The sequence below is a fragment of the Serinicoccus marinus DSM 15273 genome, assembly GCF_008386315.1.
In the GTDB taxonomy this organism is placed as follows: Bacteria; Actinomycetota; Actinomycetes; order Actinomycetales; family Dermatophilaceae; genus Ornithinicoccus; species Ornithinicoccus marinus.
Genome location: NZ_CP043808.1, coordinates 1,708,888 through 1,722,811 on the forward strand (window position 1 = coordinate 1,708,888; position 13,924 = coordinate 1,722,811).

Sequence of the window (13,924 nt, forward strand, 5' to 3'; positions counted from 1 at the left end):
AGAGTGCGGCGCATGGAGCCGGGCACCGAGGACTGCGCCCGTGCCCTCTCCCCCTCGCGGGCGGCCGACTTCATGCAGTGCCCGCTGCTCTACCGGCTGCGGGTCGTCGACCGCCTCCCCGAGCCGCCGAGCGCGGCCGCCGCCCGCGGGAGCCTCGTGCACGCGGTCCTGGACCGCATCTTCGACCGTCCCGCGCAGGAGCGCACCCTGGAGCAGGCGACCGCCCTGGTCCCCGCCGAGTGGGAGCGCATGGTCGCGCAGGAGCCGGAGCTGGCCGGGCTCGCCGCCGCCGACACCGCCGGTGCGGCCGACGGGCTGCTGGCGCGCTGGTTCGAGCTGGAGGACCCGACGAGGCTCGAGCCGGCCGAGCGTGAGCTCTACGTCGAGGCCGACCTGGACGGGCTGGTCATCCGCGGGTATGTCGACCGCCTGGACGCGGCGCCGGACGGGGCGCTGCGGGTGGTGGACTACAAGACCGGTCGCGCACCCTCGGAGACCTTCGAGGGTCGGGCGCTGTTCCAGCTGAAGTTCTACGCGCTCGCGCTGTGGCGCAGCCGCGGGGTCCTGCCGCGGCGGCTGCAGCTGGTCTACCTGGGCGACCGGACGGTGCTGTGGATCGACCCCACCGAGGCCGAGCTGCGGGCCACCGAGCGCAAGATCCGTGCGCTGTGGGCGGCCATCGAGCAGGTCGCCGTCTCCGGTGACTGGCGCCCGCGGCGGGGCCGGGCCTGCACCTGGTGCTCCTTCCAGGAGCACTGCCCGGCCTGGGGTGGGACGCCGCCACCGCTGCCGGAGGGCGCGACCCTGCTGGCGCTGGACCCGCGGTCGGCGGGGCGGGTCGACACCGGGCAGGACGTGCGGTCAGCCGCGGGGTGAGCCGTCGTCGCGCCGCCGCAGGTAGCGCTCGAACTCCTTGGCGATCGCGTCGCCGGAGGCCTCTGGAAGGTCGGCGGTGTCCTGCGCCTCCTCGAGCTGGCGGACGTAGTCGGCGACCTCCTCGTCGGTCGAGGCGAGGTCGTCCACGCCGCGCTCCCAGGCCCGTGCCGACTCGGTGATCGCGGTGTCGTCGATGACGCAGTCGAGCAGCTCCTCCAGCTGCCCCAGCAGCGCCAGCGAGGCCTTCGGCGAGGGCGGCCCCCCGGCGTAGTGCGGGACGGCTGCCCAGCAGGACAGGGTGGGGACGTCCTGCTGCCGCGCCTCGTCCGAGAGCACGCCGACGATGCCGGTCGGGCCCTCGTAGGTGCTCGGCTCGATGTCCTCGCTGCTGGCCAGCAGCTCGGCGTCCTCGGAGCTGACGCTGACCGGGATGGGTCGGGTGTGCGGGACGTCGGCCAGCAGGCCGCCGAGCACGATCATCAGCTGGACGTCGCGCGACAGCAGGTAGGCGAGCAGGTCGCTGGCGAAGGTCCGCCACCGGACCGAGGGCTCGATGCCCAGCACCAGCAGCACGTCCCGGCCCAAGGGGGTGTTGCGGGCGAGCATCACCCGGGTGCTCGGCCACCGGATCATCCTGCGGCCGTCCACGGTGAGCACCTGCGGGCGGTTGACCTGGAAGTCGTAGAAATCCTCCGGGTCGATCGCGGCGACCACCTCGGCGTCCCACACCTGCGCCAGGTGCTCCACGACGCTGGAGGCGCACTCGCCCGCGTCGTTCCATCCCTCGAAGGCCGCGATGACGATCGGGTCGCGCAGCTCGCCCGTCTCCTGCAGCTCGATCACTGCCTCACCTTCCTGATCGGCACCGTGCGACCACCCTAGACGCTCTGCTCTAGCGTGGAGGCGTGACGCGCCAGCACCCCGACCAGCCCTCGCTGCCCGCCGCCGTCCTGTGGGACATGGACGGCACCATCGTCGACACCGAGCCGTCCTGGATCGCCGAGGAGTACCTCCTCGTCGAGGAGGCCGGGGGCACGTGGACCGACGACGACGCCCACGACCTCGTCGGGCAGGACCTGCTGACCTCGGCCCGGATGATCCTCGAGCGCACCCCGGTCCAGGGGGAGCCGGAGGACGTGGTGCGCAGGCTCCTCACCGGCGTGGTGCGGCGGACCCGGGCGCACGTCCCGTGGCGTCCGGGAGCCGTCGAGCTGCTGCGGGCCGTCCGCGCGGCCGGTGTGCCGTGCGCCCTGGTCACGATGTCGTGGACCGAGCTCGCCGACGTGCTCGTGGATCACCTCCCCGCAGGCACCTTCGACGCCGTCGTCACCGGCGACCAGGTGAGCCGCGGCAAGCCGCATCCCGAGGCTTACCTCGACGCGGCGCGCCGGCTGGGCGTGGAGCCGCGACGCGCGGTCGCCGTCGAGGACTCTTTCACCGGGGCCACCGCCGCGACGGCGGCCGGGGTCCCGACGCTGGTGGTCCCGCACACCGTCGCGGTGCCGAGCCTGCCCGGGGCGATGCAGGTCGGCACGCTGGAGGGGCTGTCGCCGACGGATCTCGCCGAGGTCGGGCGGACGCTGGTCTCAGAGCTGCACCCCGAGGAGCGCGTCGACCGCGCGCGGGACCAGGCCTGAGGCGGGCTCGCCCGCCGCGACGGTCGTCGCCCAGTCGTCGACCGCGTCGAGCGCGCCGGGGGTGTCGAGGTCGTCGGCGAGACGCTCCCGCAGCCGGAGGACGGTGGACCGACCGATCTCGGTGACCGTGTCGTGGGCAGCCATGTCGCTCGCCCGGCGCCACAGCTCGAGCCGTTCCACGGCCTCGCGCAGGACCTGGTCGGTCCACTCCCACTCGGTGCGGTAACGCTTCGAGAGCAGGGCCAGCCGGATCGCCATCGGGTCGACGCCGGAGGCCCGGAGCCGGGACACGAGCACGAGGTTGCCCCTGCTCTTGCTCATCTTGCCGCCGTCGAGCCCGACCATCGCCTGGTGCACGTAGGCACGCGCGAAGCAGTCGTCCCCGCACAGCGCGGCCGCCTGGACGGCGCTCATCTCGTGGTGCGGGAAGACCAGGTCGGTGCCGCCGCCCTGCACGTCGAAGGCGGCGCCGAGGTAGCGCTGGGCGATCGTGGAGCACTCGATGTGCCAGCCCGGGCGTCCCTGGCCGAGCGAGGCGCCGTCCCAGTGCGGCTCCCCCGCGCGTCCGGAGCGCCAGAGCAGCGGGTCCAGCGGGTCCCGCTTGCCCTCCCGGTCAGGGTCGCCCCGCGGTCGGCGAAGACCTCCATCATCTCCGCCCGGCTCCAGCCCGAGACGGCCCCGAAGCTCGGCTGGGTCGCCAGGTCGAGGTAGACGTCCTCGCCGGTGGCTCCCTCGCCGACCGGCTCCCCGTCGGGCACCGCCAGCCGGTATGCCGTGCCGGCCGCGAGCAGCCGCTCCACCGCGCTGACGTCGTCCGGGATGCCCTCGACCGCACCGACGTAGTGGTCCGGCGGCAGCACCCGCAGCGCCTCCATGTCCTCGAAGAACAACCCGATCTCGCGGGACGCCAGCTCGCGCCAGTCGATCCCGTCGCGCTCGGCCCGCTCCAGCAGCGGCTCGTCGACGTCGGTGACGTTCTGGACGTAGGTGACCTGGAGCCCCGCGTCCCGCCAGGCGCGCTGCAGCACGTCGAAGGTGACGTAGGTGGCGGCGTGCCCGAGGTGGGTGGCGTCGTAGGGGGTGATGCCGCACACGTAGAGGCGCGCCGGCCGTCGCCGTCGCCACCGCCGACCGGGACCAGGGATCCGGTGGCGGTGTCATGGACCCGGACGGGTCTACCGTCGTGGTCGATCGGCAGCCGTGGGACGTCGGTGGTCGACCAGGTCATCACGTCGGGGAGCCTAACCCTCGCCCCTGACGCCACCCCAATCGCCCGTCCTCACCAGTCCGTCCCTCCCCCAGAGCCCGGACCAACGGGAGCCGAGGCTGGACCGGGCGCTCACCAGAGCGGCCAGGGAAGGGGGTAACGGTCGGCCGACGGCATCGGCAGGATGCCCGCCTCCAGCAGTCCCTCCGTGCGGTGCCGCAGCGCGGTCAGCTCGGCCGGGCTCAGCAGGGTCGCGAGCAGGTCGGCCGTCTCCCCGGCCTCCGCCAGCACGTCGACCACGGCCGCCACGCGTCGCCGGTCCTCCTCGGGCAACGCCTCACCCGCGAAGCCCCACAGGACGGTGCGCAGCTTGTCGTCCTCGTGCAGCGCGAGGCCGTGGTCGAAGCCACGCAACCGGCCCTCGACGTCGATCGTCAGGTGGGCCGCCTTGCGGTCGGCGTTGTTGAGGACGACGTCCAGGGTGGCCATCGTCCGCAACCGGGGGTCGTCCGCGTGCGCCACCACGACCGGCGAGCCGTGCTCGTCCTCGGCCTGGACGACCGCCCGCCAGCCCGGCTCCAGGTCCTCGGGCGCGAGCACGTCGACCAGCCCGGCCGAGGGGTCGACGAGCCGCTCGGGCTCCTGCTCGACCCACCACTGCACCGACCCCTCCCCGAGCGGGCCGTCACGCAGGACCGTGGGCGGCACCAGGTCGAAACCACCGGCGCGGGACACGGCATACGCCGCGACCTCACGCGCGGCGAGCGAGGCGGGCGGGAAGTCGTGGAGCGGTCGCTCACCCCGCGCCGGCTTGTAGACGGCCCGGTGACCCGTGGCGGCGCCGTCCTGCGCGAGCTCGACGAGGAGGGTGAGGTTGGAGGCATGGGTCAGCCGTCCGACCGGCTCCAGCGCGCAGTCCCGCAGCAGGGCCAGCGACTCGTCCTCCCGCACGTCAGCGGCGGTAGCCGTTGGCGCGGGGGCAGATGTGGCCTCCGGGGTCGAGCGGCTGACCGCAGAACGGGCAGGACGGGCGGCCACCCTCGATCGAGGCGGTGCACCGCTGCGCGAAGGCGCGCGCCCGGCCGGGCTCCAGCACGATCCGCAGGGACTGCGGGGGCAGACCCGCCCACGGCAGGTCGGCCGGCTCCTCCTCGCTGCTCAGCTCGGCGACATCCTCCTCGCTCGGACGGTCGTAGGCCTCGAGCACGATGCGGCGCTGCCCCGCCTCCCAGGCGACGGAGAGCCGCTGCACGCGGAAGTCGTCCTCGATGGGGGTGTCGAGCGGCGCGTTGTCGGTGTAGGCCTCGGCGGCCTCCTCGCTGCCCTCGTCCCCGGCCACGTCGTCCAGCATCTCCACGAGGGACTCCCCCAGCAGGCGCACCTGCTCCTTCTCCAGCGAGACCGTCATCACCCGCTGGCCGTCGCTGGCCTGGAGGAAGAAGGTGCGGCCCCCGGGAGGACCGACGCTGCCGGCGACGCACCGCTCCGGCGGGTCGAAGACGTGCTCAGCCATGCCGTCAGCCTACGTCCTGGGAGGTCGGGAACCGCTGTCGCCACCGCCCCCGTGTCCCGCGCCACCTCCGACGTCGGCGTCCCCCGAGGCTCCCTCGCTGCTCACCCGGGCGACCAGCCCGGAGAGGTCCAGCGGGTCGCTGCCGGTGTCGTTGGTGCGCAGGACGAAGGGTCGGGCGGCCGTGCGGTGCACCAGGCTGAGCGAGGCCGGGTCGACCACGATGCGCTGGAAGTCGTCGAGCCGGGTGGCGAGGGCGTCGGCCAGGATCGCCTTGATGACGTCGCCGTGGCTCACCGCGACCCAGACCGCGCCCGGGCCGTGCTCGGACTCGATCTGCGCGTCCCAGCGTGCGACGGCGCGGACCGCCCGGTCAGCCATGTCGGCCATCGACTCGTGCGCGAAGGCCTCGTCCGCGGGGAAGGTCACCGACGAGGGCTCGTCCTGCACCGCCCGCCACAGCGGCTCGTCCGCCAGCTCCTTCAGCGGCCTGCCCGTCCACGCGCCGTAGCGCGCCTCCCCCAACCCGTCCTCGGTATGCCTGTCGACCGCACGGTCGGCGGGCTGCGCCGCGAGCAGGGCGGCGGCGGTCTCCTGGCAGCGCTGCAGCGGGCTGGCGACCACCGCGGCGAGCGGCGTCGCGGCGAGCCGCTCGCCCACGCGACGCGCCTGCTGGGCGCCGGTGTCGTCGAGCCCGAGACCGGGGCTCCACCCGGCCAGGACCCCGTCGGCGTTGGCCTGGGTGCGGCCGTGACGCACCAGGACGCAGATCGCCATCAGGACCCCCCGAGCCGGGAGTGCGCCTCGACGGCGGCCTCGAGCCCCTGCATGCGGGCCTCGAGATCCGTGCCCCACGGCGCCACCGTGAGGGTGGTGATGCCGGCGTCCTGGTAGCGCCGCATCCGTTCGGTGATCCGGTCGACGTCGCCGAGCAGGCTGGTGTCGTCGACGAACTGCGGCGGCAGCGCCGCCGCCGCCTCGGCCCAGCGCCGGTCGAGGTAGAGCTCCTGCACCTGCTGCGCCTCCCGCTCGTAGCCCATCCGGCAGGCGAGCTGGTTGTAGAAGTTGTGCTCCCGGCTGCCCATTCCGCCGACGTAGAGCGCCGGGTAGGGGCTCACGGTGCGGGCGCAGGCCTCGAGGTCCTCGCCGGTGGCGAGCGCGACGGTGGCGTCGGTCTGGAAGCCACCGTCCGGCAGCGGGTCGGCCCGCCGCCGCATCCCGGCCTCGAGGTGCTCGCGCTGCTCGGCGAAGAAGTCAGGTGCCACGAAGACCCCGAGCCAACCCTCGGCGATCTCCCCCGCGAGCTCGAGGTTCTTCGGGCCGACGGCGGCGAGGTAGATCGGGATGGACGGCCGGTGGACGTGCGTGAGCCGCAGGGCCTTGCCCGGCCCGTCGGGCAGCGGGAGGGTGAAGAACTCTCCCTCGTGGCTCACCGGCCGGTGCCGCAGCGCGGTCCGGACGATCTCGGCATACTCCCGCGTCCGGGCCAACGGCTTGGCGAACCGGACGCCGTGCCAGCCCTCGGAGACCTGTGGCCCGCTGACGCCCAGGCCGAGCCGGAAGCGTCCCTTCGACAGACTGTCCAGGCTGACTGCCGCCATCGCCGTCGCAGCCGGGGTCCGCGCCGGGATCTGCATCACGCCCGCGCCCAACCCGATCCGCTCGGTCTGCGCCGCGAGGTAGGACAGGATCGTCACGGAGTCGGGCCCATACGCCTCGGCGACCCAGACGACGTCCACCCCCAGCTCGTCGGCGCGGCGCACCAGCGCGAGATTGTCCTCGTCGCGTCCTTGCCCCCAGAAGCCGCAGCTCAGCCCCAGCCGCACGGATCAGTGCCGTCCCGAGGTGGTGTCGTCGAGATCCTCGTCGTCGTCCTCCACCTCCGGGTCGTCGAGCTCCTCGTCGAGATCGTCGTCGTCCAGGTCGTCGTCGAGGTCGTCATCGTCCTCGCCGTCATCTGCGTCCTCGTCGTCGTCGCTCGCGAGGTCGTCGTCGTAGACCTCCAGCGGCGTCACCTCGCCGTAGGCGTCCATGAGCGCGTCGTCGTAGGCGGTGAACGCCTCGGCGATCCGCTCATAGGCCTCGATCACCGCCGGGTCGTCCTCGCCGCGGCTGACGGCCGAGGTCTCCAGGTGGGTCTCGAGGGCGGCGACGAGGGCGGTCAGGGCGGCACGCGGGTCTGCGGTCATGGGGTGACGGTAGCGCGGATCGCTTGCGCGCGGCGGGTTGTCTCCCCAGGCCGAGAAGGGGTGCCTATGCTGGGCGGCCATGGTGGAGTACGAGTACCGCGAGCTCACCTTCCACCGCGACCAGGGGCGCGGTGAGGTGCGGCAGGCGCTCACCGAGCACGCGGAGTACGGCGCGTGGGAGCTGGCCCGGGTCCGGGTCTACCTCGGGGGCGTGCGCCGCGTGCTGTTGCGCCGCAAGATCATCCGCGTCCGCCGCACCGCCTGACCGCCTCTCGCGACCGGCCGCACGGTCTGCGACGACCGGCCGCGCGGTCTGTCAGCAGTCAGCGATCAGCTGGCCCAGCACCCGCGTGCCGAACCGGATGGCGTCGACCGGGACGCGCTCGTCCACGCCGTGAAACATGCCGACGAAGTCGAGGTCCTCGGGCAGCCGCAGCGGCGCGAAGCCGTAGCCGGTGATGCCGAGCCGGGAGAGGTGCTTGTTGTCGGTGCCGCCGGACAGGCAGTACGGCAGGACGTGCGCACCCGGGTCCTCCTTGAGCAGCGCGCGCTTCATCGAGTCGACCAGCTCGCCGCTGCTCGGCGCCTCCAGCGCGACGTCCTTGTGCTCGATCTCGACCTCGACGTGCTCGCCGGCCAGCTCCCGGATCGTGCCGAGCAGCTCCTCCTCGTGCCCCGGCAGGAAGCGGCAGTCCAGCGAGGCGGAGGCGCTCTGCGGGATGACGTTCATCTTGTAGCCGGAGTCGAGCATCGAGAAGTTCGAGGTGTCCTGCAGCGTGCCCTCGACGAAGCGGCGCGCCCCACCGAGCCGGGCCAGCACGTCCTCGACCCGCTCCTCGCTCCAGCCCTCCCCGGTGACGCGCTCGACCCCGTCGAAGAGCTCGCGCACCGAGGCGATGTAGGTGCGCGGCCACTCGTGGGCGTCGATCCGGGCGATCGCCTCGGCCAGCCGCACGATGGCGTTCTCGGGGTTGGGGACCGAGCCGTGCCCTGCGCGACCGCGCGCGTGCAGCCGCAGCCACGCGATCCCCTTCTCCGCCGTCTGCAGCAGGTATGCCCGCGTCGGCGCCCCGGTCGCGTGGTCCGGCAGGGTGATCGAGAAGCCGCCGACCTCGCTGATCGCCTCGGTGCAGCCCTCGAACCACTCCGGGTGCTCGGCGACGACGTGCCCGGCGCCCTGGGTGCCCCCGGCCTCCTCGTCGGCGAAGAAGGCCCAGACGATGTCGCGCGGAGGCTTCTCCCCGGACCGGGCGAGCTGGCGCAGGGTCGCCAGCAGCATGGCGTCCATGTCCTTCATGTCGACCGCGCCGCGGCCCCAGATCATCCCGTCCTTCTCCACGGCCTCGAACGGGTCGACGGACCAGTCCTCGGCCGCCGCGGGGACGACGTCGAGGTGGCCGTGCAGGACCAGGCCCGGTCGGGAGCTGTCCCGGCCCGGGGTCCGCACGACGACGCTGGTCCGCTCGGGGTGGTCCGCGGGCGCGGTGACCTGCGGGTCCAGCCCGACCTCCCGGAGCAGCTCTACGACGTAGTCCGCTGCGGCCCGCTCCCCCGGCCCGCTGCCGTCGCCGTAGTTGCTGGTGTCGATCCGGATGAGCTCCTTGCAGATCCGGACCGCCTCCTCCTCGGCGGTGCTGGAGGCGGCGAGGTCGTCGTGCGTCGAGGTCATGGCGCCACCCTAGTCAGCCTGGACACGGCATAGCGCGGAGGACCGGTCCAGCCGCACCGATGCTCACCGGTATGCCACCGCTTCACACGCGATCTCGTCAGCCGTCGCCGTGAACGGCACCGGCGTCCGGCTCACTCGTGCTCCTCGGCGAAGAGCTCGAGGTGGCGGCACTCCCGGCAGCGCAGCGCGCGGACCGGGTGCCGGGCGGCCTGGTCGAGCGCGGCGAAGCCGAAGATCTCGGTCGACGGCGGCTCCCCCACCCACTCCACGTGCCCGGTCGTGCCGTCGCCGCGACCGGCGAGGAACCCCTCGTCCACGAGGCCGACGCTGCCGCAGGCGGTGCACGTCGTCCGCGCCCGCTGCCAGGCGTCGTCGTCGCCGGCCGCCCCGGTGACGAGCCGGTGCATCCCGTCGCCGCGCGCCGGCTCCGCCGGCAGGTGCTCGCTCACGACCGGATCACGCCGTGAGCTTGCCCTCGATGCACTCGACGAACTGGCCGAGCAGCTTGTCCGAGACGCTCTGCATGACGCCGCGGCCGAACTGCGCCGGCTTGCCGGTGATGTTCATCGAGGTGAACACGTCGGCCTGGGTGCCGGTCCCGTCCGGCTCGAGCTGCAGGGTGACCGTCGCCGAGGCGTTGCCCAGGCCCCGCAGGCCCTTGCCGAGCCCTTCGATGACAGCCCGGTGCGCCTCGTCGTCGCGCTCGAGGAACCTGCCCTCGCCCTGGTAGGTGACGCCGATCGGGCCCAGCTTGACCTTGACGTTGCCCGTGAACTCCTGCTCCGTCGCCGAGGTGACCGTGGCGCCGGGGAAGCAGCCGCCGACCTGCTCCAGGTCGGTGAGCAGCGCCCAGGTCTGGTCCGGGGGTGCGTCGACGGTGAAGGTGTGGTGCAGCTCCATCGCCATGGGGTCAGGCCCCTGCCGCGGCCAGCACCGCGCGCCGGGTGAGCACGCCGGCGACGTGCTTGCGGTAGTCCGCCTGGCCGTTGAGGTCCGAGGGTGGATCGGTGCCCTCGCCCACCTGGGCGCAGACCTCGGCGATCGCCTCCTCGGTCGCCTCCTTGCCGACCAGCGCCTGCTCCACCGCGGTCGCCCGCAGCGGGGTGGCACCCATGTTGGTCAGCCCGACCTTGGCCTCGGCGATGGTGCCGCCCTCGGCCCTCACGGCCGCGGCGATGCCGATGATCGCCCACTGGTGCGACACGCGCACGAACTTCTCGTAGTGCGCACCCCACCCGGTGTGCTTCGGGATCTCCACCGCCACGAGCAGCTCGTCCTCGCCGACCGCGGTCTCGAAGAGGTCGACGAAGAAGTCGCTGCCCTCGACGGTGCGCTCGCCGTCCTGGCCCTGGATGACCATGCGCCCGTCGAGCGCGAGCACGGGCGCGCCGACGTCACCCGCCGGATCCGCGTGCGCCAGCGCGCCGCAGACCGTGCCGCGGTGCCGGATCTGCTCGTCGGCGACCTCCTTGAGGGAGGTGTGCAGCAGCGGGAGGTGCTCCCGGACGAGGTCGGAGTCGAGGGCGTCCTGGTAGGTCGCTCCCGCGCCGATCCGGATGGCGTCGCCGACCTCGGTGATGCCCTTGATCTCCTCGATCCGGGAGATGTCGACGACGATGCCGGGCGCGTTGAGCCGCATGCGCAGCACGGGCAGCAGCGACTGACCGCCGGACATGACCTTGGCCTCGTCGCCGTGCTCGGCGAGCAGCGCGAGCGCCTCGGCCACCGTCGCGGGTGCGGCGTAGTCGAACTCGGGGGGGATCATGCCTGACCGCCTTCCTGCGTCGTCGTGATCGTCGACGTCGGCGCGTCACCGGTGCCGGACGGACCAGGTGGGTCCTGGTTGGGCTCACCCTGGACGAAGTGACCGGCGGCGTCCTCCGCCGTCTCGGCCCGTGCTCCGGCGTTCCCCTCCTGGATGGCCCGCCACACCCGCTCGGGGGTGCAGGGCATGAGGATGTCCTCGACGCCGTACTGCCGGATCGCGTCGAGCACCGCGTTGACCACGGCTGGTGTGGAGGCGATGCACCCTGCCTCGCCCACGCCCTTGACCCCGAGGTCGTTCGACGTCGCAGGCGAGGTGGTGCGGTCGGTGACGAAGTTGATGGTGTCCGCCGTGGTCGGCAGCGTGTAGTCGACGAACGAGCCGGAGACCAGCGTCCCCTGGTCGTCGTAGACCGCCTCCTCCCACAGCGCCTGGGCGATGCCCTGGACGAGCCCACCGTGGACCTGGCCCTCGACGATGAGCGGGTTGACCACGTTGCCGATGTCGTCGACGCAGACGTAGGACCGCATCGTCGTCGCCCCGGTCTCGGTGTCGACCTCCATCGCGCACAGGTGCGTGCCGTGCGGGAAGGAGAAGTTGACCGGGTCGAAGGTCGCGTCGGCGTCCAGGCTCGGCTCCATGCCGTCCGGGAGGTCGTGCGCGGCGAAGACGGCGAGCGCGAGCCCCGCGAGCCCGATGCCCTCCTGGTCCTCGCCGGCGCCCAGGACGGTGAACTTCCCGTCGCGGAACTCCAGGTCGTCCACGTTGGCCTCGAGCTGGTGCGCCGCGAGCGGTTTCGCCTTCTCGATGACCTTCTTGGCGGCGTTGATGACCGCCTGCCCGCCGACCACGAGGGACCGCGAGCCGTAGGTGTCCAGCCCCTTGTGGCTGATCTGGGTGTCCCCGTGCAGCACCTCGACGTCCTCGAAGGGAACCCCGAGCTGGTCGGCCACGATCTGGCTCCAGGCGGTCTCGTGCCCCTGCCCGTGGGCGGAGGACCCGGTGATGACCTCCACCTTGCCGGTCGGCAGCATCCGCACCGAGGCGTGCTCCCAGCCACCGGCGCCGTAGTTGAGCGAGCCCAGCACCCGGGAGGGGGCCAGCCCGCACATCTCGGTGAACGTCGAGATGCCGATCCCGAGCTGGACCCGGTCGCCGCTCTCCCGGCGACGCCGCTGCTCGGCCCGCAGCTCGTCATACCCGAAGAGCTCCTTGGCGCGGTCGGTGGCGGCCTCGTAGTTGCCGGAGTCGTACTCCAGCCCGCACACCGTGGTGAAGGGGAACTCGTCGTGGGTGATCCAGTTCTGCTCGCGCACCTCCATCGGGTCGCGCCCCAGCTCGAGCGCGAGCTCGTCCATGATCCGCTCGATGGCGAAGGTCGCCTCCGGGCGGCCGGCGCCGCGGTAGGCGTCGGTCCACGTCTTGTTGGTGAAGACGTTGGTGCAGGCGAAGTGGTAGGCGGGGAACTTGTAGATCGAGTTGAACATGAAGGCGCCCAGGATCGGCACGCCGGGCGTGACCAGGCCGAGGTATGCCCCCATGTCGGCGAGCAGCTCCACCTTGAGCCCGGTGACGGTGCCGTCGGACCTCGCGGCGAGCGTGAGCTTCTGCCACTGGTCGCGGCCGTGGTGCGCCGAGAGCAGGCTCTCGCTGCGGGTCTCGGTCCACTTGCAGGGCCGGCCGGTGTGCCGGGCCATGAGGAAGGTGATGATCTCCTCCGGGGTGACCTGCAGCTTGCCGCCGAAGCCGCCGCCCACGTCGGGGGCGATGACGCGCACCTTGCCCTCGTCGACGCCCAGGGTCATCGCCAGCATGAGCCGCAGGATGTGCGGCACCTGGGTGGCCGACCACATGACGAACTGCTCGCCCGTGGGGTCGACGACGGTCGAGCGTGGCTCCATGAAGGCGGGGATGAGCCGCTGCTGACGGAACTCGCGCTCGACGACGACATCGGCCTCCGCGATCGCGTCGTCGACGCTGGAACCGGTGCCGGCCTCGGCCGAGTCGAAGACCCAGGTGGCCGAGCGGTTGGTGCCGAGGTCGGGGTGCGCCAGCGCCTCGTCGGCGGCCGCGGCCTTGAGGTCGAGCACCGCAGGCAGGTCCTCGTAGTCGACGTCGACCAGCTCGGCGGCGTCCCGGGCCGCCGCGGCGGTGCGGGCGGCGACGACGGCGACGATCTCGCCGGAGAAGGCGACGCGGTCGACGGCGATGGCCGGGTGGGGCGGTGCCTTCTGGTCCTCGGTGATGGGCCAGGCGCAGGGCAGGCTGCCCTGCAGGTCCTTGACGTCCTCGCCGGTCAGCACGGCGATAACACCCTGCGACTCCTGGGCCGCGGTGGCGTCGACGCCGGTGATCCGGGCGTGGGCGACCGGGCTGCGGACCATCGCCAGGTGCAGCATCCCCTGGAGCTGGAGGTTGTCGGTCCACTTGGTGCGGCCGGTGATGAGCCGCTGGTCCTCCTTGCGGCGCCGGTCGCGACCGACCTCCCCGCTCGGGGACGCCGCGTCGGTGGCCGGCCTGTCGTCGACCGCGGTCATGACTGCTCACCTCCGGTGGCGGTGCCCTGGCCGGAGGCCTGCAGGACCGCCTTGACGATGTTGTGGTAGCCGGTGCACCGGCACAGGTTGCCCTCCATGCCGACGCGGACCTCCGCCTCGGTGGGACTCGGGTTGCTGCTGAGCAGGTCGGTGGCCTGCATGATCATGCCGGGGGTGCAGTAGCCGCACTGCAGGGCGTGGCAGTCGCGGAAGGCCTCCTGGACCGGGGTGAGAGACTCCCCGTCGGCCAGCCCTTCGATGGTGGTGACCTCGTGGCCGTCGGCCTGGACGGCGAGGACGTTGCAGGACTTCGCGCTGCGACCGTCGAGCAGGACCGTGCAGGCGCCGCAGTTGCTGGTGTCGCAGCCCACCACGGTCCCGGTCTTCCCGAGGGTCTCGCGCAGGTGGTAGACGAGCAGGGTCCGGGGTTCTACGTCGTCGGTGTAACTGGTGCCGTCGACCTTCACGGTGATCTTCATGCAGCCCTCCGTCGGGCAGTCGGGACGTCGCTGTCCCTGCCGATCCTGCCGTGAC

15 protein-coding genes and 1 pseudogene are annotated in these 13,924 nt (G+C 72.8%); 3 read left to right on the plus strand and 13 right to left on the minus strand.

Translation table 11 applies throughout. The features are described 5' to 3' along the window. Positions 1-12 precede the first annotated feature (12 nt). Positions 13-876: a RecB family exonuclease gene (locus tag FU792_RS08005; protein WP_022923976.1), complete on the plus strand. Its 864-nt coding sequence runs from the start codon at positions 13-15 to the stop codon at positions 874-876. On the opposite strand, the gene FU792_RS08010 is transcribed toward FU792_RS08005, so the two are convergent. Further along, positions 862-1,719, minus strand: a complete 858-nt coding sequence (locus FU792_RS08010; protein ID WP_022923977.1) for a PAC2 family protein — start codon at positions 1,717-1,719, stop codon at positions 862-864. The genes FU792_RS08005 and FU792_RS08010 overlap by 15 nt on opposite strands. 62 nt (positions 1,720-1,781) lie before the next feature. Here FU792_RS08010 and FU792_RS08015 point away from each other — a divergent pair, with 62 nt between their 5' ends. Continuing rightward, on the plus strand, positions 1,782-2,513 hold the full coding sequence (locus FU792_RS08015) for an HAD family hydrolase (RefSeq protein ID WP_022923978.1): 732 nt from the start codon (positions 1,782-1,784) through the stop codon (positions 2,511-2,513). Here the strand turns inward: FU792_RS08015 and mshC are convergent. The 6 genes and pseudogenes from mshC to FU792_RS16755 all read right to left on the minus strand — a co-directional run bounded on the left by mshC (position 2,463) and on the right by FU792_RS16755 (position 7,419). Continuing rightward, positions 2,463-3,744, minus strand: a pseudogene (mshC, locus tag FU792_RS08020) (cysteine--1-D-myo-inosityl 2-amino-2-deoxy-alpha-D-glucopyranoside ligase). The gene FU792_RS08015 and the pseudogene mshC overlap by 51 nt on opposite strands. 108 nt (positions 3,745-3,852) lie before the next feature. Then, complete coding sequence (locus FU792_RS08025; protein WP_022923980.1) at positions 3,853-4,671, minus strand: SCO1664 family protein; 819 nt, start codon at positions 4,669-4,671, stop codon at positions 3,853-3,855. A 1-nt stretch (position 4,672) separates the two neighbouring features. Next, complete coding sequence (locus FU792_RS08030) at positions 4,673-5,233, minus strand: DUF3090 family protein (RefSeq protein ID WP_022923981.1); 561 nt, start codon at positions 5,231-5,233, stop codon at positions 4,673-4,675. Between the two features lie 9 nt (positions 5,234-5,242). Continuing rightward, entirely contained in the window at positions 5,243-6,007 is a 765-nt protein-coding gene (locus tag FU792_RS08035; RefSeq protein ID WP_022923982.1) for an MSMEG_4193 family putative phosphomutase, read from the minus strand. After that, the gene (locus FU792_RS08040; protein ID WP_022923983.1) at positions 6,007-7,056 is read right to left on the minus strand and encodes an LLM class F420-dependent oxidoreductase; all 1,050 of its coding nucleotides are present in this window, start codon (positions 7,054-7,056) and stop codon (positions 6,007-6,009) included. The genes FU792_RS08035 and FU792_RS08040 overlap by 1 nt, the downstream gene beginning before the upstream one ends. A 3-nt stretch (positions 7,057-7,059) precedes the next feature. Further along, positions 7,060-7,419, minus strand: a complete 360-nt coding sequence (locus tag FU792_RS16755) for a hypothetical protein (protein WP_022923984.1) — start codon at positions 7,417-7,419, stop codon at positions 7,060-7,062. A 79-nt stretch (positions 7,420-7,498) separates the two neighbouring features. Between FU792_RS16755 and FU792_RS08045 the strand changes: the two genes are divergently transcribed. Further along, complete coding sequence (locus tag FU792_RS08045) at positions 7,499-7,684, plus strand: DUF5703 family protein (RefSeq protein ID WP_022923985.1); 186 nt, start codon at positions 7,499-7,501, stop codon at positions 7,682-7,684. Positions 7,685-7,735: 51 nt separating this feature from the next. On the opposite strand, the gene FU792_RS08050 is transcribed toward FU792_RS08045, so the two are convergent. The 6 genes from FU792_RS08050 to FU792_RS08075 all read right to left on the minus strand — a co-directional run bounded on the left by FU792_RS08050 (position 7,736) and on the right by FU792_RS08075 (position 13,869). Beyond that, positions 7,736-9,088: a M20/M25/M40 family metallo-hydrolase gene (locus tag FU792_RS08050; protein WP_022923986.1), complete on the minus strand. Its 1,353-nt coding sequence runs from the start codon at positions 9,086-9,088 to the stop codon at positions 7,736-7,738. A 131-nt stretch (positions 9,089-9,219) separates the two neighbouring features. Beyond that, positions 9,220-9,537, minus strand: coding sequence for a hypothetical protein (locus FU792_RS08055; protein ID WP_022923987.1), 318 nt, complete (start codon positions 9,535-9,537; stop codon positions 9,220-9,222). 7 nt (positions 9,538-9,544) lie between these two features. Then, on the minus strand, positions 9,545-9,994 hold the full coding sequence (locus FU792_RS08060) for an SRPBCC family protein (RefSeq protein WP_022923988.1): 450 nt from the start codon (positions 9,992-9,994) through the stop codon (positions 9,545-9,547). Positions 9,995-9,998: 4 nt separating this feature from the next. Then, positions 9,999-10,853 (minus strand): FAD binding domain-containing protein, encoded by an 855-nt coding sequence (locus tag FU792_RS08065; RefSeq protein WP_022923989.1) that lies wholly within the window; start codon positions 10,851-10,853, stop codon positions 9,999-10,001. Further along, positions 10,850-13,390: a xanthine dehydrogenase family protein molybdopterin-binding subunit gene (locus tag FU792_RS08070; RefSeq protein WP_022923990.1), complete on the minus strand. Its 2,541-nt coding sequence runs from the start codon at positions 13,388-13,390 to the stop codon at positions 10,850-10,852. The genes FU792_RS08065 and FU792_RS08070 overlap by 4 nt, the downstream gene beginning before the upstream one ends. Continuing rightward, a complete protein-coding gene (locus FU792_RS08075; RefSeq protein ID WP_022923991.1) occupies positions 13,387-13,869 on the minus strand; it encodes a (2Fe-2S)-binding protein in 483 nt (160 codons plus the stop codon). Before FU792_RS08075 ends, FU792_RS08070 begins: the two co-directional genes overlap by 4 nt. Between the last annotated feature and the right edge of the window lie 55 nt (positions 13,870-13,924).